At 71.5% G+C, this 24,089-nt stretch carries 22 protein-coding genes; 11 read left to right on the top strand and 11 right to left on the bottom strand.

Annotated elements, in window-relative coordinates; genetic code table 11:
• Positions 1 to 50: 50 nt before the first annotated feature.
• From ACIRDU_RS15945 to ACIRDU_RS15935, 3 genes are all read right to left on the bottom strand, one after another.
• Positions 51 to 230: a hypothetical protein gene (locus ACIRDU_RS15945; protein WP_403579408.1), complete on the bottom strand. Its 180-nt coding sequence runs from the start codon at positions 228 to 230 to the stop codon at positions 51 to 53.
• A 374-nt stretch (positions 231 to 604) separates the two neighbouring features.
• Positions 605 to 1,024, bottom strand: a complete 420-nt coding sequence (locus ACIRDU_RS15940; protein ID WP_403579406.1) for a hypothetical protein — start codon at positions 1,022 to 1,024, stop codon at positions 605 to 607.
• Between the two features lie 128 nt (positions 1,025 to 1,152).
• On the bottom strand, positions 1,153 to 2,364 hold the full coding sequence (locus ACIRDU_RS15935; RefSeq protein WP_403579404.1) for a pyridoxal phosphate-dependent aminotransferase: 1,212 nt from the start codon (positions 2,362 to 2,364) through the stop codon (positions 1,153 to 1,155).
• Positions 2,365 to 2,490: 126 nt separating this feature from the next.
• On the opposite strand from ACIRDU_RS15935, the gene ACIRDU_RS15930 reads away from it, so the two are divergent.
• Together ACIRDU_RS15930 and ACIRDU_RS15925 are read left to right on the top strand one after the other, a co-directional pair.
• Positions 2,491 to 3,285 carry a hypothetical protein gene (locus ACIRDU_RS15930; RefSeq protein WP_403579402.1) on the top strand — a complete coding sequence of 265 codons (795 nt, stop codon included), beginning with the start codon at positions 2,491 to 2,493 and terminating at the stop codon, positions 3,283 to 3,285.
• 562 nt (positions 3,286 to 3,847) lie between these two features.
• Positions 3,848 to 4,522 carry a serine protease gene (locus ACIRDU_RS15925; protein WP_403580602.1) on the top strand — a complete coding sequence of 225 codons (675 nt, stop codon included), beginning with the start codon at positions 3,848 to 3,850 and terminating at the stop codon, positions 4,520 to 4,522.
• Between the two features lie 21 nt (positions 4,523 to 4,543).
• On the opposite strand, the gene ACIRDU_RS15920 is transcribed toward ACIRDU_RS15925, so the two are convergent.
• Together ACIRDU_RS15920 and ACIRDU_RS15915 are read right to left on the bottom strand one after the other, a co-directional pair.
• Positions 4,544 to 6,157 (bottom strand): amidohydrolase family protein, encoded by a 1,614-nt coding sequence (locus tag ACIRDU_RS15920; RefSeq protein ID WP_403579399.1) that lies wholly within the window; start codon positions 6,155 to 6,157, stop codon positions 4,544 to 4,546.
• A 13-nt stretch (positions 6,158 to 6,170) separates the two neighbouring features.
• Complete coding sequence (locus ACIRDU_RS15915; protein ID WP_403579396.1) at positions 6,171 to 7,451, bottom strand: amino acid deaminase; 1,281 nt, start codon at positions 7,449 to 7,451, stop codon at positions 6,171 to 6,173.
• Between the two features lie 158 nt (positions 7,452 to 7,609).
• Here ACIRDU_RS15915 and ACIRDU_RS15910 point away from each other — a divergent pair, with 158 nt between their 5' ends.
• The 5 genes from ACIRDU_RS15910 (at position 7,610) to ACIRDU_RS15890 (ending at position 12,002) form a co-directional block, all read left to right on the top strand.
• Entirely contained in the window at positions 7,610 to 8,644 is a 1,035-nt protein-coding gene (locus ACIRDU_RS15910; protein ID WP_403579394.1) for a sugar kinase, read from the top strand.
• Positions 8,641 to 9,402 (top strand): IclR family transcriptional regulator, encoded by a 762-nt coding sequence (locus ACIRDU_RS15905; protein WP_403579392.1) that lies wholly within the window; start codon positions 8,641 to 8,643, stop codon positions 9,400 to 9,402. Before ACIRDU_RS15910 ends, ACIRDU_RS15905 begins: the two co-directional genes overlap by 4 nt.
• On the top strand, positions 9,399 to 9,809 hold the full coding sequence (locus ACIRDU_RS15900; RefSeq protein WP_403579389.1) for a RidA family protein: 411 nt from the start codon (positions 9,399 to 9,401) through the stop codon (positions 9,807 to 9,809). The genes ACIRDU_RS15905 and ACIRDU_RS15900 overlap by 4 nt, the downstream gene beginning before the upstream one ends.
• A 103-nt stretch (positions 9,810 to 9,912) precedes the next feature.
• The gene (locus ACIRDU_RS15895; protein ID WP_403579386.1) at positions 9,913 to 11,391 is read left to right on the top strand and encodes a GntP family permease; all 1,479 of its coding nucleotides are present in this window, start codon (positions 9,913 to 9,915) and stop codon (positions 11,389 to 11,391) included.
• Between the two features lie 65 nt (positions 11,392 to 11,456).
• On the top strand, positions 11,457 to 12,002 hold the full coding sequence (locus tag ACIRDU_RS15890; RefSeq protein ID WP_403579383.1) for a hypothetical protein: 546 nt from the start codon (positions 11,457 to 11,459) through the stop codon (positions 12,000 to 12,002).
• Here the strand turns inward: ACIRDU_RS15890 and ACIRDU_RS15885 are convergent.
• Positions 11,999 to 13,351: a M14 family metallopeptidase gene (locus tag ACIRDU_RS15885; RefSeq protein WP_403579380.1), complete on the bottom strand. Its 1,353-nt coding sequence runs from the start codon at positions 13,349 to 13,351 to the stop codon at positions 11,999 to 12,001. The two genes, ACIRDU_RS15890 and ACIRDU_RS15885, sit on opposite strands and share 4 nt — an antisense overlap.
• 271 nt (positions 13,352 to 13,622) lie before the next feature.
• Here ACIRDU_RS15885 and ACIRDU_RS15880 point away from each other — a divergent pair, with 271 nt between their 5' ends.
• The 4 genes from ACIRDU_RS15880 to ACIRDU_RS15865 all read left to right on the top strand — a co-directional run bounded on the left by ACIRDU_RS15880 (position 13,623) and on the right by ACIRDU_RS15865 (position 19,114).
• Positions 13,623 to 16,112: an ATP-binding protein gene (locus ACIRDU_RS15880; RefSeq protein ID WP_403579377.1), complete on the top strand. Its 2,490-nt coding sequence runs from the start codon at positions 13,623 to 13,625 to the stop codon at positions 16,110 to 16,112.
• Positions 16,113 to 16,170: 58 nt separating this feature from the next.
• Entirely contained in the window at positions 16,171 to 17,073 is a 903-nt protein-coding gene (locus tag ACIRDU_RS15875; protein ID WP_403579374.1) for an anti-sigma factor RsbA family regulatory protein, read from the top strand.
• Between the two features lie 83 nt (positions 17,074 to 17,156).
• Positions 17,157 to 17,639 (top strand): ATP-binding protein, encoded by a 483-nt coding sequence (locus ACIRDU_RS15870; RefSeq protein WP_403579371.1) that lies wholly within the window; start codon positions 17,157 to 17,159, stop codon positions 17,637 to 17,639.
• A 158-nt stretch (positions 17,640 to 17,797) separates the two neighbouring features.
• Positions 17,798 to 19,114 (top strand): Nramp family divalent metal transporter, encoded by a 1,317-nt coding sequence (locus ACIRDU_RS15865; protein WP_403579368.1) that lies wholly within the window; start codon positions 17,798 to 17,800, stop codon positions 19,112 to 19,114.
• Between the two features lie 24 nt (positions 19,115 to 19,138).
• Here ACIRDU_RS15865 and ACIRDU_RS15860 read toward each other — a convergent pair whose 3' ends face one another.
• The 5 genes from ACIRDU_RS15860 to ACIRDU_RS15840 are packed head-to-tail and all read right to left on the bottom strand — an operon-like array spanning position 19,139 to position 23,816.
• A complete protein-coding gene (locus tag ACIRDU_RS15860; RefSeq protein ID WP_403579366.1) occupies positions 19,139 to 20,827 on the bottom strand; it encodes a chitinase in 1,689 nt (562 codons plus the stop codon).
• 31 nt (positions 20,828 to 20,858) lie between these two features.
• Positions 20,859 to 21,248 (bottom strand): hypothetical protein, encoded by a 390-nt coding sequence (locus ACIRDU_RS15855; RefSeq protein ID WP_403579363.1) that lies wholly within the window; start codon positions 21,246 to 21,248, stop codon positions 20,859 to 20,861.
• The gene (locus ACIRDU_RS15850) at positions 21,245 to 21,679 is read right to left on the bottom strand and encodes a DUF3592 domain-containing protein (protein WP_403579360.1); all 435 of its coding nucleotides are present in this window, start codon (positions 21,677 to 21,679) and stop codon (positions 21,245 to 21,247) included. Before ACIRDU_RS15850 ends, ACIRDU_RS15855 begins: the two co-directional genes overlap by 4 nt.
• A 2-nt stretch (positions 21,680 to 21,681) precedes the next feature.
• Complete coding sequence (locus ACIRDU_RS15845) at positions 21,682 to 22,236, bottom strand: hypothetical protein (protein ID WP_403579357.1); 555 nt, start codon at positions 22,234 to 22,236, stop codon at positions 21,682 to 21,684.
• Positions 22,237 to 22,256: 20 nt separating this feature from the next.
• A complete protein-coding gene (locus ACIRDU_RS15840) occupies positions 22,257 to 23,816 on the bottom strand; it encodes a hypothetical protein (protein WP_403579354.1) in 1,560 nt (519 codons plus the stop codon).
• Between the last annotated feature and the right edge of the window lie 273 nt (positions 23,817 to 24,089).

The following is a 24,089-nucleotide window of genomic DNA, read 5'->3' as shown; positions in this document are numbered from 1 at the left end:
GTGGCACAGTGACGCTCGGCTGGGACACCCCAGCCGAGCGCCTGCGGTCTCTACGGTTTCACCGGGTCGCCGTTCCCGATGGCCAGCCACCACACTCCGTCGTCGCGGGTGAGGTCCAGTGTCTGGCTGCTGTCGTTCCCGAAACGGAGTTCGACACCGGCCAGACCCGGTGTGACGGGATCGCAGGTGTCGAGACGCTGGTTCAGGCGGTTGTTGTTGTGGGCGCTCACGTAGGCCTTGCCACGTGCGCCAGACGCCGCTTCTTCACCGCTCGCGGCAGCCGCAGCAGACGGCGATGGGTCTGGTCATTTCTTCCTGGCCTTGCTGCCGGAGCTCGGGGGACGGTTCCGCTCCACCTTCCGGCTGGACGGGAAGTCGCCCGCCCTGCTTCGGAAGGAGGACTCCGACGAGCCGTGGGCTGTTCTGTTCGACCCTGCCCGGCCTATCCGGCCTACCGGGGGATCGCACCGCGGTCGCCGACAGGCGTGAGGGCCATCGGGTGCGGGTACCCGATGGCCCTCACGGAGGGGTTAGTGGCGCCCGGTCCGCGCGTCGCTGCGGGTGCGCGCGGACCGGGGCCGTCAGGGGGAGCCCGGGAGGGGGCTCAGCGGGACGCGAGTGTGCGCGGCTCCAGCGCCGCAGTGTGGGCGTCCATGCGCTCGGCGGCCAGGATCGCGGCCGCCGTGTCGGCCCGGGAGGCGGCGACGACCAGCGCGCGGCCAGCCAGGGCGTGCGCCCGCCGGTGCAGCGCGTCGGTGCTCTGCTCGCGCCGCCCGCTCATCGGCGCGCGCACCGGGGTGCGGCCGCCCCTCAGCCTGCCCACCTGCTCAGCGAGCCGCTCCGCCGCGGTGTCCAGGTCGGCCGAGGCCTGCGTCGCGCGCAGCTCGTCCGTGACGGCGAGCAGGGCGGCGAGATGGCCCGCGAGCTGGATGTCCAGCTCTTCCTCACGGGAACGGTGGGGAAAGTCCGGGTTGGGGCCGTCCACCGTGCTGTGGACCGACTTGGCGCGGATCGGTTCGTACATGGGAAGGCCTCCTGAGTGCAGGAAACCATCCTAGCTTAGATTTCGTCTAAAGTTGAGTCGTTCACAAAACCGGACTACCCGCGCACATAGCGTGAGCGGGCAGTCCGGTGGGGCTCGGTCGCGTGGTCTCAGGGCTGGCTGTAGCCGTCCAGGAAGTGCCCGATCCGCCCCACGGCGTCGGTCAGGTCCCCGACCGTCGGCAGGGTCACCACCCGGAAGTGATCCGGCTCCGGCCAGTTGAAGCCCGTGCCCTGGACGACCATGATCTTCTCGCGCCGGAGCAGGTCCAGGACCATCCGCCGGTCGTCCTTGATCTTGAAGACCTTGGGGTCGAGGCGCGGGAAGAGATACAGGGCGCCCTTCGGCTTCACGCAGCTCACGCCCGGGATCTGGGTCAGCAGCTCGTAGGCCGTGTCCCGCTGCTCGCGCAGCCGCCCGCCCGGCAGGACCAGGTCGTTGATCGTCTGGCGGCCGCTGAGCGCGGCGACGACCCCGTGCTGTCCCGGCATGTTCGCGCACAGGCGCATGTTCGCCAGGATCGTCAGGCCCTCGATGTAGGAGTCGGCGTGCGCGCGCGGCCCGGAGATCGACATCCAGCCCACCCGGTAGCCGGCCACCCGGTACGCCTTCGACATGCCGTTGAAGGTGAGGGTGAGCAGGTCGGGGGCGACCTTGGCGGTCGGGGTGTGCACGGCGTCGTCGTAGAGGATCTTGTCGTAGATCTCGTCGGAGCAGACGAGCAGGTTGTGCCGGCGGGCGATGTCGGTCAGGCCCTTGATCATCGCCTCGTCGTAGACGGCCCCCGTCGGGTTGTTGGGGTTGATGATCACGAGCGCCTTGGTGCGGTCGGTGACCTTGCGCTCGATGTCGGCGAGGTCCGGCATCCAGTCGGCCTGCTCGTCACAGCGGTAGTGCACGGCGGTGCCGCCGGACAGGGAGACGGCGGCGGTCCACAGCGGGTAGTCGGGCGCGGGCACGAGGACCTCGTCGCCGTCGTCCAGCAGGCCCTGCATCGCCATCACGATCAGCTCGGAGACGCCGTTGCCGATGAAGACGTGCTCGACGTCGGTCTCGATGCCGAGGGTCTGGTTGTGCATGACGACGGCCCGGCGGGCGGCCAGCAGACCCTTGGCGTCGCCGTACCCGTGCGCCGTGGAGACGTTCCGGAGGATGTCCTCCAGGATCTCCGGCGGGCATTCGAAGCCGAACGCGGCCGGGTTTCCGGTGTTCAGCTTGAGGATCCGATGCCCGGCAGCCTCCAGTCTCATCGCCTCCTCGAGCACCGGGCCACGGATCTCGTAACAGACGTTGGCGAGCTTGGTCGACTGGATCACCTGCATGTCTGGGAGCTTACGGCCCGGTAACGCGTCACGGGTCGTGTTTTCCGCCACGTGAGACGCGGTGGTTTGGGTGCATATCGCCGTTGGCTGTCCCACCAGCACCTCTGGTCCCTAGAATGCGCCGCCATGTTCAAGCCATTCGAGTACGCCGACCGAGCGACGGACGGCGGGCCCCAGGGGGTGCCGAACGTCTACGTGCCGCAGGGCGCTCCGCCCCCGGAGTACGACGCCTACGCCGACCCGGCCGCGGCCCACGGATGGCAGGACGTCTACGACGGCACGCCCGTCGCGGACGGCACGGCCGCCGTGAACGGCGCGGCCACCGCGGACGGCGGGGTTCAGGCGGACGGCGGGGCCCAGGCGGACGGCAGGGGTCGCGCTGACGGTCGGGGTCGCGCGGGTGGTGCGGGTGACACGCGCGAGCTTCCGGCGGTGCCGGCGCGGGCCCGGTCCGGCGGGGGCCGCCGCTCCCGGCGCAGGCCCCCGGCGCGGCGCACGCGCCGGGTGGCGGTGGCGGCCGGGGCCGTCGGTGCCGTCTGCGCTGCCGCGCTGATCGCCGGGTTCTCCTTTTCCGGTGGGCCCTCCGGCGGGACGCGGGGCGGTGAGGGTGGCCCTACGGTCCCGACGGCGGGGGAGACGCCGACGGCGTCACCCTCGGGCAGCGTGCGTGCGTCGAGCCCCGGCGCACCGCTCGACGCCGGGCCGACGAGCGATGACCGGACCTCCGGCGCCGAGTCGGCCGCCCCCTCCGCCCCGGCGAGCGCCACCCCGTCGGCCGGCGGTACGGACACGCCGGAGCCCCCGGCCGGCAGCCCCACGGCCGGTACCCCGACGACGTCCGCCCCGACCACAACGACGCCGCCGGGGCGCTCGAGCGGGAAGCCCGGCCACGGTCCGGGCGGCACGAAGGGGCCCAAGTAGCCGGTCCGCGGGAGGCGTTCGGCGTGATGGCCGGAGCCGCCCCGGTGGGTGCCGGGTCCCGGTGCGGGAATCGCCGGGCGTGTGGCGGGACGGCCGCCGCGCGGGCCTGCGGCCGGGATTCCGGGTGGGTGCGAACCGCCCCAAGTGAGCTGCCGTCCGGAGCTGTTGAGTAGGGTCGGGCAGGAAGCCCAGGTTCCGGTTGTGGAACAGGTTCTTGTGCGACCCCCCTTGTGACGATCACAATGCACATGACAACAGTGCAGGCGGCCGGAGGATTTCCGGCCGCCTCCGTCGCAAGAGGGGACCCCCCATGAGAAAACCTCTCGCCGCCGCGTTCTGCGCCCTGGCGATAGCCGGGGCCGGCGCGGCTCCCGCGACCGCTGCCGATGCCGCCCCCACGGGCGTCGGCAAGGCCGCGGACACGGGCTCGGCCACGTCCGCCGTCTCGGGCGTGGTCACGTCCGTGGAGCAGACGCTGTCCGGGCTCACCAACCCGTCGGCCAAAGCGGTGAACTTCGCCGGCACGGTCGCGCTCAGCAACTGCTCCGGCTCGGTCGTCCGCATGCCGGACTCCGAGGCCGACGACCCGGCGCTGGTGATGACCAACGGCCACTGTCTGGAGTCCGGCTTCCCCGGCCCCGGCCAGGTCCTCGTCGACAAGGCCTCCAGCCGCACCTTCAGCCTGCTCAACTCCTCCGGCTCGCGCGTCGCCACCCTGCGCGCCGCCAAGCTCGCCTACGGCACGATGACCGACACGGACGTCGCCCTGTACCAGCTCACCACCACGTACGCGCAGATCAAGAGCTCGTACAACATCAACGCGCTGACGCTGAACGACAGTCACCCGGTCGCCGGCACCGCCATCAGCATCCCCTCCGGCTACTGGAAGCGGATCTACAGCTGCACCATCGACGGGTTCGTGCCCACCCTGAAGGAGGGCGACTGGACCTGGAAGGACTCGGTCCGTTACACCTCCGCCTGCAACACCATCGGCGGCACGTCCGGCTCGCCCGTCGTCGACCAGGCCACCAACAAGGTCGTCGCCATCAACAACACCGGCAACGAGGACGGTGAGCGCTGCACGGTGAACAACCCGTGCGAGGTCGACGCGAACGGCACCGTGACCGTCCGCAAGGGCATCAACTACGCCCAGCAGACCTACGGGATCCCGGCCTGCTTCGGGATCGACAACAAGCTCGACCTGAGCGCGAGCGGCTGCACCCTGCCCAAGCCGTAAGGCAGGGTGCCCGCCGGGCGGTCACGCGGGAGGAGTCCTGCGGACCGCCCGGCCCGCCAGCACGTCCGTGCGGCGGCCGTCCTCGATCACGAACCGGCCGTCGACCAGGACGTGGGGGATGCCCGTCGGGAGTGTGCGCGGCTCCGCGAAGGTGGAGCCCGCCGCCACCGTCGCCGGGTCGAAGAGGACCAGATCGGCCTTGTATCCCTCACGGACCAGGCCTCGGTCCGGCAGCCGGAGCCGCGCCGCCGGGCGGGACGTGAGGTGCGCGACGCACTCCTCCAGCGACAGCACCCCCAACTCCCTGACGTAGTGCCCGAGGTAGTGCGGGAAGGTGCCGTAGGCGCGCGGGTGCGGTTTCGCGCCCTGGAGGATGCCGTCCGAGCCGCCGGTGTGCACCCGGTGGCGCATGATCGCCCGGACGTTCTCCTCGTGTCCCACGTGCTGGAGGATCGTCGGGGCCAGCCGGTCCGCCAGCAGCAGTCCGCGCGCGGTCACCCAGGGAGCCTCGCCCCGGACGGCCGCCGACTCCTCGACCGTCCGGCCGACGTGATCCGCGAGGGCCGGATCGTTCACGCCGGAGATCTCGATGGTGTCCCACTCGATCGGCACGCCGTGGCAGCCGTCGGACCCGGTGACCTCCAGATGGTGACGGATGCGTTCCGCCGTCTCCTCGTCCGCCAGCCGCCCGAGGGTCTGCTCCGGGCCGCCCTCGCTCGCCCAGCTCGGCAGCACGGCCGCCAGCGTCGTGCAGCCCGGTGTGTACGGGTAGGTGTCGAGGCTGATGTCCGCCCCGGCCGCCAGGGCCTCGTCCAGCAGGTCCAGCAGCTCGGGCGCCCGGCCCTTGTTCACGCCGAAGTTCATGGTGGCGTGGGCGAGATGCAGGGAGCAGCCCGCCTCGCGGGTCAGCGCGACCATCTCCTCGTACGCCTGAAGGGCCCCGGCCCCGTAGGAGCGGTGGTGCGGGCAGTAGTAGCCGCCGTACGACGCCACCACCCGGCACAACTCGGTCAGTTCGGCGTCCCGCGCGTACATGCCCGGGGTGTACGTCAGCCCCGACGACATGCCGACGGCGCCCTGCTCCATGCCCTCGGCGACCAGCCGCCGCATCCGGTCCAGTTCCTGCGGGGTGGCCTCGCGGTCCTCCCAGCCGACGGCGAGCGCCCGGACCGTGCCCTGCGGGACGAGGTAGGCCGCGTTCACGGCGATCCCCCGGTCCAGCCGGTCCAGGTACTCGCCGACCGTGCGCCAGTCGAAGTCGATGTCGTCACCCGGGCCGTTCCACCCGGTGATCGCCCGCCGCACTTCCCCGAGCGTGCGGTCGTCGACGGGGGCGTACGACAGGCCGTCCTGGCCGATGACCTCCAGGGTGACGCCCTGCGCGGCCTTGGCGCTGTGGTCGGGGTCGCGCAGCAGCGCCAGGTCGCTGTGCGCGTGCATGTCGACGAAGCCGGGGGAGAGGACCAGACCCTCGGCGTCCAGTTCCCGGCACGCCTTCGGCCGCTGGCAGCCGGCCGCGGCGGCCTCCTTGACGATTCCGACGATCCGGCCGCCGTCGATCACGACATCGGCCCGGTACGCGTCGGAGCCGGAGCCGTCGACGACGTCGGCGTCCCGGATGACGAGCTCTTCCATCGCGCCCGGCCTCCTAGAAGAACGTGCGGACGTAGTCGACGACCGTGCCGTCCGCCTCCGCGACGGGGATCAGCTGCCACTTGTCGAACGAGGTGCACGGGTGGGACAGCCCGAGCCCGACCCAGTCGCCGACCTCCAGATCCGCCTCCGGCGTGGTGGCGAGCCAGGCGTGCTGGTCGGACAAGGCCGTCACCGAGACGCCGGTGGCCGGGCGCTCGGCGCCGTCCCGGCGGATCACCTGGGCGAAGGGCAGATCGAGGTCGTAGGCCGCGTCCCGCTTGCCCGCGTTGACGAAGGCCTGCTCGGCCGAAGGCCGCGACACCACCTGGGTCCACAGCCGGAACGCCGGCTCCAGGGCGCCCTCCTCGGGGACCCGGTTGAACGGGGTCAGCTTGCGGTAGTGGCCGTCGTCGTGCGAGACGTACGCGCCCGAGCGCAGCAACTTCAGCACGGGACGGGACAGTTCGGGGATCTCCGCGAAGACCTCGGCGACCGCGTCGAACCAGGCGCTGCCGCCCGCGCTGACCACGATCTCGTCCAGCCCGGTGAAACGCCCGGCCTTGTCGAAGTCCGCGGCGAGCGCGACCAGTCGCCGCAGCCACGCCGTCACCCGCTCGGTGTCGGCCTTCGGCACCTCGCCCTCGTAGCCCGCGACACCGACCAGCCGCAGGGTGCGGGTGCCCGCCACCGCGTCCGCGACCGCCGCGCACTCCGCCTCCGTCCGCACCCCGGTCCGGGCGCCCTCCCCGGCGGCGAGCTCGACGACGACGTCCACGGGGCGCGTGGCGTCGGCGTCCCGCAGCGCGGCGTCCATCAGCTCCACGCCGCGTACGGAGTCGACGTAGCAGACCAGCTCGAAATCCTGGTCGGCGTCGAGCTCGGCGGCGATCCAGCGCAGGGCCGCCGCGTCGACCAGCTCGTTCGCGAGGAACACCCGCCGGGTCCCGAACGCCCGCGCCACCCGCACCTGGTGCGGCACGGCCAGCGTGATGCCCCAGGCCCCGTGCTCGATCTGCCGCTGGAACAGCTGCGGCGCCATCGACGTCTTGCCGTGCGGCGCGAAGGCCAGACCGTGCCGGGCCGCGTACGTCTCCATCAGCTTCAGGTTGTGCTCCAGGCGCTCGGCGGACAGCGCGAGCACGGGCGTGGCGAAGCCGCCGGTGAAGAGGTTGCGGCGCTGGCCGGCCAGCTCGGCGACGGTCAGTCCGTCGGCGTCCGGCGGGAGGCCCTTGAAGCGGTGATCGACGCGCTCGGCGGCGAGCCGGGCGAGGGACTGGGCGGTGTCGGCCGTCATGGAGCCTCCCTGATCAGCGGTGTTGCAGTCTCTGCAACCTTCATTGCGTATGTCGCTCAACGCTGTCTAACATCTCGGCCACCGCCGGTCAATGAAACCGCCACCGGCCGCCCCGACGCCCCGACGCCCCGACGCTTCGACAAGGAGCTACGACCATCGTGACCCCCACCGGACCCTGCAACGCCCCCGACGTCGTGGACGTCGTCGCGCTCGGCGAGTCCATGGTCACGTTCCTGCCGTCCCGGCCGGGGCGCCTCGCCGACGTGCCGTCCTTCGCACGCGGGATCGGCGGGGCGGAGTCGAACGTGGCGTGTGTGCTGGCGGCGGCCGGGCACTCCGCGCGGTGGATCAGCAGGGTGGGGGCCGACCCGTTCGGTGATCACCTGGTGGAGGCGATCGGCGGGTACGGCGTCGACGTGGCGCACGTCCGGCGCGACCCCGGCCGCCCCACCGGCATCTACTTCCGCACCGCCGGGGACCGGGCCGGCGACGCCCACGAGGTGGCGTACTACCGGGCCGGTTCCGCGGCGTCCGCGATGACCGTGACGGACCCCGACCCGGCGGCGGTGCGCGCCGGGCGCGTGCTGCACCTCTCCGGCATCACCGCCGCACTGTCCGGGACCTGCCTGGACCTGATGCGCGACCTGACCGCACGCCGCCCCGGCCGCCCCCTGGTCTCCTTCGACGTCAACCACCGGCCCGGCCTGTGGCGCGAACCGGACGCCCCGACGGTGCTGCGCGACCTCGCCCGGGGCGCGGACCTCGTGTTCGTCGGGCAGGACGAGGCCTGGGGGCTGCGCAGCGCCGAAGCCGTCCGCGCCGCCCTCCCCGAACCCGAGGTGCTGGTCGTCAAGCAGGGCGCCGCCGGTGCCACCGTCTTCGACAAGCGGGACGTCACCTTCGTCCCCGCGCCCCGGGTCGACGTCGTCGCCGCCGTCGGGGCCGGAGACGCCTTCGCCGCCGGGTTCCTCTCCGCCACCCTGCGCGGACTGCCCGTACGCCACCGGCTGCGCCACGGGCATCTGATGGCCGCCGCCGCCCTCACCGTCCCCGGCGACCTCGCGACACCACCCACCCGGCAGCACGCCGACCGGCTCGCCGCCCTGGACGACGCGGCATGGGGGAGACTGCGACTCGGCCCGGGCTGGACCGAGCAGACACAGCGGGCCGACGAGGAGGTACGTACGCCATGAGCCAGACCGTCGACCGCGCGCTCAGCATCCTGCCGCTGCTCGCCGAGGGCCCCGCCGACCTGGGGCAGGTCGCCGACCGCCTCGGTGTGCACAAGTCCACGGCTCTGCGGCTGCTGCGCACCCTGCACGAGCACGGACTCGTCTACCGCCAGTCCGACCAGCGCTACCGCCTCGGCGCCCGGCTCTTCGCGCTCGCCCAGGAGGCGATGGAGAACCTCGACGTCCGCGAGATCGCCCACCCCCACCTGGTCCGTCTCAACGAGAACTGCGGGCACACCGTGCACCTCGCCGTGTACGAGGAGAACGAGGTCCTCTACATCGACAAGGTCGAGAGCCGCTACCCCGTGCGGATGTACTCCCGCATCGGCAAACCCGTCGCCATCACCGTCGCCGCGGTCGCCAAGCTGCTGCTCGCCGACCTGCCCGAGCACGAGCGGCGGGCGGTCGCGGAGAAGCTCGACTACCCCACGTACACGTCCCGTTCGACACCCAACGCCGGCGCGTTCCTGCGCGAGCTGGAGAAGGTGCGCGAACAGGGCTGGGCCACCGACCTCGGCGGCCACGAGGAGTCCATCAACTGCGTCGCGGCGCCCATCCGCGGCGCCGACGGCCGGGTCGTCGCCGCCATGTCGGTCTCCGCGCCGAACGTCGTCGTCACCGCCGACGAACTCCTCACCCTCCTGCCGCTGGTGCGCCGCACGGCGGACGCCATCAGCGGCGAGTACTCCGGCAGGACACCAGTGAAGGGCACCGTATGACGGACAAGACCGCACTCACCCCGAAGACCCACACCACCCCGCCGGCGAAGTTCTCGCACGGTGTGCGGAAGGGCAACATCCTCCAGGTCGCCGGCCAGGTCGGCTTCCTGCCCGCCGAGGAGGGCAAGGCGCCCACGCCCGCCGGGCCGACCCTGCGCGATCAGACCCTCCAGACGCTGGCCAACGTCAAGGCCATCCTGGAGGAGGGCGGCGCCTCCTGGGACGACGTGATGATGATCCGCGTCTACCTCACCGACGTCGACCACTTCGCCGAGATGAACGAGATCTACAACGCGTACTTCGAGGAGCAGGGCCTGACCCAGCCGCCCGCCGCGCGCACGACCGTCTACGTCGGCCTGCCCGCGGGCCTCCTCATCGAGATCGACGCGCTGGCCGTTCTCGGCTGACCCACCCCCACCCCCGCCTTACCGAGGCGCGGCGCCGTTCCATGCGCCGCGCCGCGCTCCCCCCTACCCAGAAGCCGCATGCATCGACGCAGAGGACCCCCGAATGTCCCATCCGCTCGCCGCGTCCGCCCCCGCCGAGACCCCACCCCACACGGGAGGACTGCTCCTCCTCGTCGACGGCACGGCCGGACTCCTGCTCACCGCCGCGCTCGGCATCGTGCTGCTGCTCTTCCTCATCATCAAGATGAGACTCCAGCCGTTCGTCGCCCTGCTCGCGGTCTCCATAGCCGTCGGCCTCGCCGCCGGACTGTCGGTCACCGAACTCTTCGGTACGGTCCAGAAGTCGGACGCCGTCTCCACCATCGAGTCCGGCATGGGCGGCATCCTCGGCCATGTCGCGATCATCATCGGCCTGGGCACCATGCTCGGCGCGATCCTCGAAGTCAGCGGCGGAGCGGAGGTGCTGGCCCGTCGCCTGCTCGGTCTGTTCGGCGAGCAGCGCGCACCCCTGGCCATGGGTCTGACCGGCCTGATCTTCGGCATCCCGGTCTTCTTCGACGTCGGCATCTTCGTCCTGGCCCCGATCGTCTACGCCGCCGCCAAGCGGTCCGGCAAGTCGATCCTGCTCTACTGCCTGCCCCTGCTCGCGGGCCTCTCCGTCACCCACGCCTTCCTGCCGCCGCACCCCGGACCGGTCGCCGCGGCCGGTCTCCTCCACGTGGACCTCGGCTGGGTCATCCTGATGGGCATCGTCTGCGGTCTGCCGGCCGTGGTGGCCGCGTGGGCCTACTCGGCGTGGATCGGCCGCCGCATCTTCGTCGCCGTGCCGCAGGACATGGTCGAGGCGGCCGAGGAGGCCAAGCAGGCGGTCGTCGACGAGCAGCGGGCCGCCGGTGTCGCGCCCAGCGAGCAGCCGGTGTCCCTCGGCACGGTCCTCGCCATCATCGGCACGCCCCTGGTGCTCATCCTCGCCGCGACCTTCTCCTCGATCGCCCTCGATCCCTCCACCTTCCGCTCGGTGATCGAGTTCTTCGGCAACCCGTTCGTGGCGCTGACGATCGCCCTGTTCCTCGCGTACTACCTGCTGGGCATCCGCCGCGGCTGGTCCCGCAAGTCCCTGGAGACGGTGTCGACCGCGTCCCTCAAGCCGGTCGGCAACATCCTGCTGGTGGTCGGCGCGGGCGGCGTCTTCGGCGCGGTCCTCAAGGCCAGCGGCGTCGCCCAGGCCCTGTCGGACACGTTCAACGGCGTGGGCCTGCCGGTGCTCGTGCTCTCCTACCTGATCTCGGTGGTCCTGCGGGTCGCCCAGGGCTCGGCGACGGTCGCCATCGTCACCACGGCCGGCATCGTCGCCCCGCTGCTCTCCGAGGGCGACCACTCCCAGGCCTTCGTCGCCCTGGTCATCATGGCCATCTCGGCCGGCTCCATCTTCGCCTCGCACGTCAACGACGGCGGCTTCTGGATGGTCGCCAAGTACTTCGGCATCAGCGAACGGGACACCCTCAAGACCTGGACGGTGCTGGAGAGCGTGCTGTCGGTGGCGGGGTTCGCGGTGGCGGCGGTATTGAGCCTGTTCGTGTAGGCGTCTGATAACGAAGTCGGGGTCGACTGTGTGCCGCACAGGTTTCTCGACCATACTGCTCCCCTGTGGAGCAGCGCATAGGTTCGAGCAGCCAGCCCCTGGAAGGCGCCGGATTCGACCCGGCCTTCATCCCCGGGCTCACGTCACCCGCGTCCGGACGGACGGAGGAGGACGGGCCGGAGAAGGAGCCTGAGGTCGCGGACGCCGAGGAGGCCGACGAGGCCGCCGCCGAGTCGGAGGAGACGGCCGAGGCGTCCCCCTCCGAGCCGGAGGAGGACACCGAAGCCGATCCCGACGGCCCCGTCTTCGAGGCGTCCGACCGCCGCGCCAGGCTGGTCGCCGACCACAGAGGCGTCCGCATGTCCCTGGACGACCAGGAGTGCGAGTTCCGGTGGGACGAGATCGGCGCGGTCGAGACGGAGACGGCCCGCTTCGGCAAGCGGTACACCGTCACCGTCCACACCCCTGACCGACGCTGGTACCCGATCGAGATCGAGGCGCCGGCCAGGAGTCGATTCGCCGAGTGGGACGCCCAGTTGGACGCCGTGCTGGACGCCTACTTCGAGGAAGAGGCAGAGGCAGAGTCAGAGGAAAAGGAAGCCGCCGGCTAGGCGCAGTACTGCGCTTCCTTGCCGATCGACCGGTACATGCAGTCCGCGTTCTCCAGCAACTGCAGTACCGCGTCCCGGTTACGCGAGGTCTCCCGCTCGATCACCTCGTCGGGCGGGTAGAACCCACCCCCACCGGACCGGGGGTACATCTCGAAGGTGTAGCCGAAGATCTTGTGCGCACCCCAGAGGTAGTCGTCGATCGACCCGTCCGTGATGTACAGGTCGCTGGACTGTTCCGCCGTGTACCCGTTGCTCGCGGCCATCTTCTGGCCGACCGTCTTGAACGCCGCGTGGTCGTCCGCGGTCATCCCGGTCGTCGTGTCCGAGTAGGTGTAGCCGAACGGCCAGAGCACCAGCTCGCTGTACGTGTGGAAGTCGACGCCGGCCTTGATCTGCTGCTTGCCGCCGACGACCCGGCTGCGCACGAAGTCGGCGACGACCTTCACCTCGGGCGCCGACTCCGCCGCCGTGCCCCGGTAGGTGTCGGAGGACGTCGAGCCCGAGGAGCCGCCGCAGCAGCCCCAGCGGTAGTTCCAGTTGCGGTTCAGGTCCGTACCGACGTACGACGAACCGGAGTTGGGCTGCCGGTTCTTGCGCCAGGAGCGGTACGAGCCGGTGGCGATGTCGTACTCGCCGCCGTCCGGGTTGATGTCCGGGACGATCCAGATCTCGCGGTTGTTCACCATGCCGGTGACGCGCGAGTCGGAACCGTAGTCGGAGGTCAGCTCGCGCAGCAGGTAGAGCGCCATCTCGACGGTCAGGTGCTCGCGGGCGTGCTGGTGGTGCGTGAACAGCACCTCCGGCTCGGACTCGTCGGACGCCACGTTGTCGCTGATCTTGATGGCGACGATGTTCCGGCCCTGGTAGGACTTGCCGATCACACGCTGGCTCGCGATGGACGGGTTGGCCGAGACGATCGAGTTGATCTCGCTCGTCATCTCCGCGTAGTTGTGGTACTTCGAGTCCGCTGACGGGAAGTCGTGGAGCCGGACGTCGTCCGCGCCGGCGGACCGGTCGGGCACCGCGCCGAGCGGGGTGACCTCGTAGCCCAGTGCGCGCAGCTTCTTGATCTGGTCCGCGCGGCCGGAGACGACGACACCGTGACCGTGCGCCTCGTCGACGGTCACGCCGGTGCGCTGAAGTGCCGTGCGGTCCTTGGCCGTCGCGTGCAGGTGGACCTCGTACTGCCGGACGTCGTCCGCCGACGCGGTCGCCTTGGGCGCGCTGTCGGCGGTGGCGTCGGTCGTCGTCGCCGACAGGGGCGCCGCGAGGGCGAGGGCGAGGAGGCCGGCGAGGGCGGCGGTGCGTCTGCCGGTGCGGGCACCGGAGCCTCGTATGCGAAGTCGCATGAAATCTCCTTGTGGGAGGTGGGGTTGTTCCGTGCGACGTACGTGGTGCGGGTGGCGCATATCGTTCTGCCAATGGCATGACCAGGTCAAGACTGAAAGTGGCCGTGCAGTGTACGCGGACGGCGCCGCGGTCGAGGGGTCCCGGCGGAAGTACACCCACAGGGGTGGCCCCGGCGTGCATATATGTACGGAACGGGAGAGGGTGAGGGTCCGCGCACGGGGGCCGGACTGTCGGATCCCCGGACCACACCCCTCAGAGGACTGGCTGATCATGGGCGGATCAGCGCCACGACGGGACCACCAGCTGCCGGCCGAGACGACCAGTTTCGTCGACCGGCGTGGCGAACTGACCCAGGGCCGCGAACTGCTGGCCCGCGCACGGCTCGTGACGCTGACCGGGCCGGGCGGCGTCGGCAAGACCCGGCTCGCCGCACGCATCGCGGCCCGGGTGCAGCGTGCCTTCCCGGACGGCGTGCGTTTCGTGCATCTCTCCGGGCTGCACGACCCGGCGCTCGTGCCGCTGGCGGCCGCCGACGCGCTGGGGCTGCACGACCGCTCCGCACAACCGCCCCTGAACTCCCTCGTCGAGCAGGTGCGGGGCAGGCGGCTGCTCCTCGTCGTCGACAACTGCGAGCATCTGGCGGATGCGTGCGCCCAGCTCGCCGCCTGCCTGCTGCGCGGCACCGAGAGCGTCCGGATCCTCGCCACCAGCCGGCACCGCCTCGGCCTCACCGAGGAACACCTGCTGGAGGTACGGCCCCTGCCGGTGCCCGACCCGGACGGCGACCTGTCCACCGCCGAGGGCTACCCCGCCCTCACCCTCTTCGCCGACCGGGCCGCCGCCGTCGTCCCCGGCTTCCGCCTCACCCCCGCCAACCGCGCCTCCGTCGCCCGCCTGTGCCACCGCCTGGACGGTCTGCCCCTCGCCATCGAACTCGCCGCCGTCCGCATGCGCGTCCTCGACGTCGACCAGCTCCTGGACCGCCTCGACGACCGCTACCGCTTCCTCACCACCGGCAGCCCCGCGGCCCTGCCCCGCCACCAGACCCTGCGGGCGGCGGTCGCCTGGAGTCACGACCTGTGCACCGCCCCCGAGCAGACGGTGTGGGCCCGGCTGTCGGCCCTTGCGGGCAGCTTCGACCTGGAGACGGCGGAGGCGGTATGCGCGGACGGCACCCAGCGGAGCGACGCCCACCCTCCGGTGGACGGGAAGCACCCCGCCGACCGCGCCCTCCCGCACGCGGCCCTGACCGAAGTGCCGCCCCCGCTCACGGACGGCTCCGGTGCACGCACCCGGCCCGCGGCCACGGGGAGCGTCACCCTGCTGCCGCCCCCGGGCCTGCGCACGGAGGACGTGCTGGAAGCCGTCGCCGGGCTCGTGGACAAGTCCGTGCTCTGCCGGGAGCCCGGACCCGGCGGTGTGCGCTACCGGCTGCTCGACACCCTGCGGCAGTACGGGCTGGAGCAGTTGCGGCGACACGCCGGGGAGGAGGAGGCCGCCCGGCGGCGGCAGCGGGACTGGATGGTGCTGCGGGCCGAGGAGTGCGAGCGCGGCTGGTTCGGGCCCGGACAGCCGGAGACCGCCGCCCGGCTGCGCGCCGACCGGGACAACCTGCGCGCCGCCCTCGACTTCAGCCTCTCCACCCCCGGCGAGGCCCACGCCGGGCTGCGCCTGGCCGGCACGCTCTGGTTCTACTGGCACGCCTGCGGCGCTTCCCGCGAGGGCCTGTACTGGCTCGACCGGGCCCTGACCGCCGCCCCCGACCCGACCTGGGAACGGGCCCGCGGCCTGTGGGTCGCCGGACTGCTGGCCGCCGCCACCCGCGACTTCCCCCGGGGCCGCCGTCACGCCACGGACGCCCTCGCCCTCGCCCGCGCCCTCGGCGACGCGGCCGAGGCCGCCCACGCCGAGTACGTCATCGGTGTCATCCGGCTGTTCGGCGACGACCTGCCCGGAGCGCTGAGGCACTTCGAGACCACCGTCGCCCGTGGCCCCGTACCCGGCCAGCACCTCAGCCTCGTCGGCCTCGACCAGGTCGAACTCGCCTGCGCGCTGGGCTTCCTGGGTGAGGCCGAGCGGGCCGTCGAGGTCTGCGAGCAGGCCCTGCGGCTGTGCGAGCGGCACGGCGAGCAATGGGTGCGGTCGTACGTGCTGCGGATGCTCGCCCTCGCGCACACCGTGCGCGGCGACTGGCACCGGGCCGAACGGCACGCCCGTGACGCCCTGCGGCTCAAACTCGCCGTCCACGACGTCATCGGCATCGCCCTCACTCTCGACCTGCTCGCGTCGATCGCGGCCGAACGCGCCGCCCACGAGCACGCCGCCGTGCTGCTGGGCGGCGCCGACCGCGTATGGGCCGACATCGACACCGGCCGCTGGGGCGCCCACATCCTCAACTCCGCACGCCGCGCCAGCGAGGACCGGGTGGCCCGGGCCCTGGGGCGCGAGGCGTTCGAGCGGGCCCACCGGCGGGGCGGCGCGCTCGGTCTCGCGGAGCTGGTCGCCCACGCGCTCCAGGAGCCGGGCCGCCCCGCAGAACCCACCGCCGCCCCGGCGCGGCACGACGACACCACGGTCCGCCTGACCCGCCGCGAGAGCGAGGTCGCCCAGCTCGTCGCCGAAGGGCTCGCCAACCAGCAGATCGCCGACCGCCTGGTCATCGCCCGCCGCACCGCCGAAGGCCATGTGGAACGCATCCTCGGCAAGCTCGGCTTCAGCAACCGCAGCCAGATCGCCGCCTGGGTGACGGCACAGCGCTGACCCGCCCACACCCACACCCACACCCACACCCACACCCACACCCACCCGAGGGGATCACGTGACCACTAAAGAACGCAGCCCGTTCGACCACCGCATGGCCGTCTTCGACTCAGACGACGGCTTCGTGGCCGCCGCCCTGCCCTTCCTCGGCGAAGGGCTCGGCGCCTCCGGCGAACCGCCGCCGGTGGCCATCGCCGCCCCGCGCAACCTCGACCTCCTGCGGGACGCCCTCGGCCGCGACGCGAAGGACGTCACCTGCGTTCCGCACACCGACTGGTACACCGGCTCCGCCGCCAACGCCGTCGCCCGGGCCGCCGCGTACCTCACCGCGCACGCGGGCCCCGGCGGCCGGATCCACCTCCTCATGGAGCCCGTCTGGAGCGGCCGCGCCGGCCGCTCGGCCCGCGAGACCACCGAGTGGATCCGCTACGAGGCCTTCGCCAACCTCCTCTTCGCGCCCATGGCCACGACCGCCCTGTGCGCGTACGACACCCGCACCGCCGGACCCGCCGTCGTCGCCGCGGCCCGCCGCACCCACCCCGACACCGACGTGTACGAGGACCCGCTGCGGCTCGCGGCCGAACTCGACGCCGTACCCCTGCCGTTGCCCCCGGCGGGTGCGCGGCCCCTCGCGGAGCCGCACGCCGCGGCCGTGCGGAGCTGGGCGGCCGCGCGGGGACTGCCCGCAGCCGACGCCGAGCTGTTCGGCGCCGCGGTGGCGGAGACCGCGGAGGCCCTCGCGCCCCTCGGCGGTGACGCCCTGCTGTGGGGCGAGGCACCCGCCTGCGTCTGCGAACTGCGCTCCGTCCGCCGTCTCGACGACCCGCTCGCCGGCTTCGTCCCGCCGGCCGCCGCGGGCCCGGAACCGGGTCCGGGGCTGTGGTACGCGCGTCAGGTCTGCGCGTACGTGGACATCCGCGACGGCGCCGAGGGAGCGACCGTCCGACTCCAGTACGCATGACAACCCCCCACCTGCACAAGCAGGTAGGGGAACGGGTAGTCCTCCCCCTGCGCCGGTCCATCCCCGCGGATCACCCTGGACCCATGCTGCAACTCTCCGGGCGGCACCTCCCGGACCCCGACGCCCACTACGGCCCGTTCCCGCAACCACCCCTGGGAGCAGGCCATCTGAGTGTCGAGTACGCGCCGCGGCCCTCCGCCGTCCGCGAGGCACGCGCGGAGGTCCGCAGGCAGTTGGAGGGATGGGGGCTCGCCGAGCGCGGTGACGTGGCGGACGTGGCCGAACTGCTCGTCGGTGAACTGGCCGCCAACGCCCTCGTGCACGCCGGGAGCCGCTTCCGGCTCACGCTCTTCGCCGCGCACGGCGTACTGCGCTGCGAGGTCGCCGACACCGAACGCCGGGTGCCGCGGGTGCTGGACGCGGGCACCGGGGAGAGCGGCCGTGGAATGTTCCTGGTGGACGCGCTCGCCCAGCGCTGGGGCTGCCACCGGGACGGGCCGGGCAAGACCGTGTGGTTCGAGCTCGGCACGTGCGGATCGGACGGCTGTGGTCGGCGACAGCCGTGACGCTCCGCCGGGTCGGACCCCGGCGGCGCGTCCAGCCGCCTGGGTCCGGCTCCCGTCTGCGGGTTCGTCGTGGCGCTTCGCGCAGTTCCCCGCCCCGCCAGGGTGATTCCGTTTACGCCCTCTTGTCGGCCCGGGCTCCTTGCGGTTTCTTGATCTGCATGGCGGACACCACGGGAAACACCACCGAGAACGAGGCCACACATCCCCCACAGCCCCGGAAGGCGAGCTGGAAGTACATCGGACCGGGCATCGTCGTCGCGGCGACCGGTGTCGGCGCCGGTGACCTGGTCGCCACGCTGATCGCGGGCAGCAACTTCGGCTACACCCTCCTGTGGGCCGCGATCATCGGTTGCCTGGTGAAGATCTCCCTGGCCGAGGCGGCGGGCCGCTGGCATCTGTCCACCGGCCGCACCCTGTTCGACGGCTGGGCGAGCCTCGGCCGCTGGACCACGTGGTTCTTCGCGGTCTACGTCGTGGTCTGGGGCTTCGTCTACGGCGCGGCGGCGATGTCGTCGAGCGCGCTGCCGCTCCAGGCGCTGTTCCCGGACGTGATGGACCTCAAGTGGTGGGGGATCGCCTGCGGTCTGGTCGGACTGGTCTTCGTCTGGTTCAACAAGTACGCGGTCTTCGAGAAGGTCATGACGATCCTGGTGGGCGTCATGTTCGTGGTGACGGTGTACCTGGCGATCCGGGTCACGCCGAATCTCGGTGACGCCTTCGCCGGGCTCCTGCCGGTGCTGCCGGACGAGAAGGACTCGATCCTCAACACGCTGGGCCTGATCGGTGGTGTGGGCGGCACGATCACGCTCGCGGCGTACGGCTACTGGGTCAACGCAAAGGGGTGGACCGACAGCGGCTGGATGAAGGTCATGCGGCTGGACAACCGCGTCGCCTACGCCACGACCGGCATCTTCGTCATCGCCATGCTGTTCGTCGGCGCGGAGCTGCTCCACTCGGCGAACGTCGCGATCGCGAGCGGCGACAAAGGCCTGATCCAGCTGGGCGACATCCTGGAGGCCGAGTACGGCTCGGCGACGGCCAAGTTCTTCCTCATCGGCTTCTTCGCCACGTCCTTCACCTCGCTGATCGGCGTCTGGCACGGGGTGAGCCTGATGTTCGCCGACTTCGTGGCCCGCCTGTCGGGCAGGGGCCAGGCCAAGGGCGAGGAGGTCGCCTCGGGCGAGCGCGAGCGTTCCTGGCCGTTCCGCGCCTACCTGCTCTGGCTGACCTTCCCGCCGATGATCCTGCTCTTCGAGGGACAGCCTTTCCGCCTGATCATCATCTACGGCGTCCTCGGCGCGGCCTTCCTCCCGTTCCTCGCCGCCACCCTGCTCTGGCTGCTCAACTCCTCCCGCACGCCCCGCGAGTGGCGCAGTGGCCCGGTGAGCAACGTCATGCTCGCCCTCGCGGGGCTGCTGTTCCTGATCCTGTGCGTGAAGCAGATCTGGGACCAGCCGTGGGGGGAGTTCTTCTAGGAGGCCGGGGCGACGGGACGCCGGCTACGGCAGCGCGTCCACGTGCGGTCCCACGGCGTTGGACCACGCGTTGCCGGAGGTGGCGTCCCAGTTGGTCGACCAGGTCATCGCGCCCCGCAGGGCCGGGTACGTCCGCGGCGGCTTGAAGCTGCCGCAGTCGGTGGCCTTGGTCAGGCAGTCCAGGGCGTTGTTGACCACGGTCGGCGACACGTAACCGCCGCCTGCCGCGCGGGTGGAGGCGGGCAGGCCGAGCCCGACCTGGGACGGGGCGAGGCCGTTCTCCAGCTGGATGCAGGCCAGGGCCGTCAGGAAGTCGACCGTGCCCTGGCTGTAGACCTTGCCGTCGCAGCCGAGCATGGAACCGCTGTTGTAGTACTGCATGTTGACGACGGTGAGGATGTCCTTGATGTTCAGCGCGGTCTGGAAGTAGGAGTTCGACGTCGACTGCATGTCGATGGTCTGCGGCGCCATCGTGATGATCAGCGACGGGCCCGCCTTCGCGGACAGGGCGCGCAGGGCCTGCGTCATGTACGTGGCGTTGAGGCCGTTCTCCAGGTCGATGTCGACGCCGTCGAAGCCGTAGGTCCGCATCACGGACCAGACGCTGTCGGCGAAGTTCGTCGCCGAGGCGGCGTCGTTCACGCTGACCGTGCCGCGCTCGCCGCCGACCGAGATGATGACCTTCTTCCCGGCCGCCTGCTTGGCCTTCACGTCGGCCTTGAACTGGTCGACGGTGTAGCCGTTCAGCCCGGCCGAGTCGAGGGTGAACGACACCGCGCCCGGCGTGCCCGTGGCGTCGGCGAAGGCCACCGCGATGATGTCGTAGTGGGCGGGCACGTCCGAGATCCGCTGCACGGCCGCGCCGTTGTCGAAGTTCTGCCAGTAGCCGGTCACCGCGTGCTTGGGGAGGGCGGGGCCGGGACCGGTCGTGTTGTTCGTGGTGCCCGTGACCGCGGCCGACCTGGGCGACTCACCGGCCGCGTTCGTCGCCGTGACCTGGAAGGAGTACGACGTCGAGGCCGCGAGGCCGGTCACCGTCGCCGACGTGCCGGAGACCGCCGTGACCTTGGTGCCGTCGCGGTAGACGGTGTAACCCGTGGCGCCGGAGACGGCGTTCCAGGCGAGCGACACCGACGAGGACGTCGTCCCCGAGACGTTCAGTCCGCTCGGTGCCGCCGGGACGGTGGGTCCCGGGTCGGTGCCGCCGCCCCCGTCGGGGCCGAACACCGAGACGTCGTCGGCGTAGTACGCGGCCTGCCCGTACCAGCCGTGCGTGTACACCGTCACCGAGGTCGTCGACGCGCCCGTGGTGAAGGTCGTCGACAGCTGCTTCCAGGAGGTGGAGTCCGGGGTCCAGGTGGACACGTCCGTCGTGCCCGTGCCCGTCACGCCCAGGTAGGCGTAACCGCCCCGCACCCAGGCGCCCAGGTCGTACGTGGAGTTGGGCTTCACCCGCACGGTCTGGGTACACCGGGCGTTGTCCTGACCGGCGGGGGTCGCCCGCAGCGCGGCCGTGCCGGTGCGCACCGGGGAGGAGACCGTGGTGCCGCTGCCCGCCGAGCAGGTCCAGTCGCTCAGTCCCGCCTCGAAGCCGGCGTTCCTGGCGTTGTTGACGTCGGCGGCGTTCGCCTGGCCGACGGTCGTGACAGTGAGGGCCAGGGCAGCCGTGACGGCACCCGACCACAGCCGCAGGGATCGTCTGTGTCTGGACATGACAAGAAAATGGTCCAGACCAGAGGCGGTGTCAAGAGGTCCAGACCAACCTGTCGAGCAGCATTCCCACCGCGCAGCCCGCCAGCAGCACGCCCGTGGACATCCAGAACGCCGCACCCGTCAGGTCCAGCACCCCCGGCCGCAGCGTCAGCAGCAGCACCTGCGCCGCCGCAGGAGCCGCGCACGCCGCCGCCAGGTGACGCACCGGCATCTGGCGCCACGGCTCCGGATGCGCCCGCGCCGCCGCCCAGGTGGCCAGCACGACGCACACCAGGTTCGGCAGATGCACCAGCGCCAGGGCGGCCCCGAACGAGCCGACGCCCTCCGGGCCGACCAGCGGACCGTGTATCAGTGTCATCTGGACGTACTCGGTGAGGACGAGCACCACGATGCCGACGGCCCAGCAGCGGACGAGAGTCATCGATCGCCCCCCGTGATCTCGAAGAAGAGCAGGATCGCGAAACCGGCCGTGGCCATGCCGCAGCCCGCGACCAGGGCCAGCGACTGGAGTACCGGGGACCAGCTGCCCCGGCCCGCCACCGTCGCCGTGCCCTCGGGGTCGCGCGGGTCATAGGTGACGGTGACCGGCGTGCCCTCCGCCGTCGACCAGCCGGCCAGGTCCTCGAACTCGACCCGGGCGCCGTCGGCCGTACGGAAGGCGAAGAAGTGCCGCCGGGCGTCGGAGCGGTGGTAGGGCTCGGTCTCCACCCGGACGCACGCGCCCTCCGTCCGGACGCCGCGCCACAGCACCCGCGTCACCGTCACCAGCCGCCGTGCGAACGTCCACGACAGTGCGCCGAACAGCGCGACGAGCAGCGCGAGTACGACGTAGCCGGCGCCCGGCACCTCCACGGCTAGTGCACCTCGACAGAGTCGATGATCCGGTCCAGGTCCCCGTCCGGCAGGGAGCCCCGTGCGGCGTCGATCCGGATCGCGAAGGTGGTGTCGGCCGAGTCCAGCCCGGTGAGGATCACGCCCTCGACCGGGGTGCCCTCGGCCGGGCCGCCGTCCTCGCCGGTCGCCTCGAAGGAGAAGTCGATCCGCTTCGCCTCGTCCGTGCCGGCCAGCTCCACGTCCTTCTGGCCCTCGACCTTCGCGCCCATCTGGATGCCCGCCTCGGCGGCGATCGCGGCCTGCTCGGCCGAGTTCGCCTCGGTGAAACCGAGCTGGACGGTGATGACGGAAACCTTCTTCCCACCCTCCGTACGCACAGCCGCCGCGGCGTTGTGCTTGCCGCGTCCGGCGGCGCTCTGCTCCTCGTACCCCTTCGGGTACGACACGTCGACGCCCTTGGTCCTCAGGGTGCCCCAGCCGTCGGGCACCGAGCCCGCGCCGGAACTCCCGCAGCCGGTCAGGGCCACGGCGGTCGTCAGCAGGGCGGCGGCCAGGCAGGCACGGCGGGTCTTCATCGGCTGGGGCTCCCGTCTCGTCAGTGCGCACAGTAGCTGTAGGGAAGGTAGGAGCGACCGTCCCCGCGGGGGGCGCCCAGGAACTGGGCGTCGGTCAGGGTCTCCGACTTCTCCTCCGTGCTGATCGTCATGCCCAGACTGAGCCCCAGATTCAACTCGAAGCCGTACTCGGCCGCGTTCACCTCACCCGTGTACGTCATCCGGCTCGACGTGCCCCGGTCGAACATCAGCTGCCCGAAGGGGTCGTCGGCGCCCGGCCGGGCCGTCGGCGCGTGGTCGGCGAACATGTACTGGAAGGGCGTGGCGACCTGCTCGTTGTTGCTGTCCAGCCAGCGCTCGGCGACCGCCCGGTCCTGGTCGCCGGCCGGGCCGGGGTCGAAGGTGAGGGTGTCGGTGACGATCTCGATGCCGGTCTGCGAGTCGGTGCCCTTCACACCGGCGTTGCCGCCCCGCTTGTCGCCGTCCTTCTTGCCGTTGTCGCCACCGGCCTTGGCGCCGTCCTTCTGGCCGCCCTTCTCGACGGTGCGGGTCATGTCGACGCGGACCAGCTTGCCGGTCCCCTTGTCGTAGGTGACCGTGATGGTGCCCGTCCGGGTCGTGTTCGCCGCGTACTCGCCGCTGAGCGGACCCGCCTCGTAGCCCACCTTGGAGCCGTACTCGATGGACGAGGAGTACGTGTACGACTTGGTGTTCTTGTAGGAGTTGTCGGTCCAGGTGACCTCGGGGGAGTACTTGAAGGTGCCGCCGAGCGCGGCGCTCAGCTTCTTCTCGTCGCCCGCCGAGATCTTCAGGCCCGCAGACGCCGATGCCTCCAGGTTCACCTTGCCGTAGGTGATCTTCCGGTTGTCGCCGAGGTTCTCCTTGATCCGGTTCTGGGTGTCCTCCTCGTCCTTGAGGGGGCCCGTTCCGAAGAGGTAGGCGATGCTGTCGCCGAGGCTCGCCTCCGCGCCGCCGGGCATGGTGCGCCGCATCTCGTACATCTGGAGTTTCTCCACGTCGTCCCGGAACCGCTGGGCCTCCTCCGGGCTCCGGAACACCCAGGTGTCGCCGTTGGTGACCTTGATGCCGAGTCCGAGCTCCACCTTGTCGGCGCCGAACCGGCCCACCTTCATGCCCGGCTTGAAGTCTTTCTTGGCGGCGACCGACGCGGCGTCCGTGAAGGTCAGATAGACCAGCTGGTCGTTGTCGTCGACCTTGCCGTCCCCGTTCACGTCCGTCTTCGCCTTCAGGTGCTGCTCCTGGAAGCCGTACTCCTTGCCGATCTCCCAGAAGAAGATCTTCGCCTTGGAGCCCGCTTTGTCGGTGACGGAGGAGACCTGGCACAGCGCCGGCTCGAAGTCGGTGTCGGTGAGCGGCTTGCCCTGCCCGGTCCCGCCCGTCCCGCAGTCGCCGCCGCCGGCGACCCGGCAGACCTGCGCGGCGATCCTGTCGTAGATCAGCTGCCCGACTCCGGTCGCCGAGACGGCCAGGACGATCGCCGCGCTCACGACGACCATCCCGAGGTACTCGGTGCCGGTCGCCCCGCGGTCGTCGAAGACCGGTCTGTGCCCGTACCTCCGTATGCCGCCCCCGCCGGCCACACGGCACCCCTCCTCGCCCGATCGACGTGCCTTTCGGACCGCGAGCGTAGGTACGCGACGCTCCGTCAGGCGTGGGCCTCAGGGCCCAAACGAAGGCCCACCGTCACCACTGGGCCCGCTGGGCCCACCGCCCGGGACCGCCCGGGCCCGCCGCGGCGACCGGCAAGATGCTCAACCTGCCCCGTTTTGGCGCATCTTGTGCAACGACAGTTGCTCTCCAGCTACACAAACGCTGTTCTCCGGTCACAGAGCCGTGGATACAGTGCTGAGGTA

Source organism: Streptomyces sp. NPDC093598 (assembly GCF_044764825.1).
In the GTDB taxonomy this organism is placed as follows: Bacteria; Actinomycetota; Actinomycetes; order Streptomycetales; family Streptomycetaceae; genus Streptomyces.
Note: the sequence above shows the minus strand (reverse complement) of the source record. Positions and strands in the feature narration are given on the sequence as shown.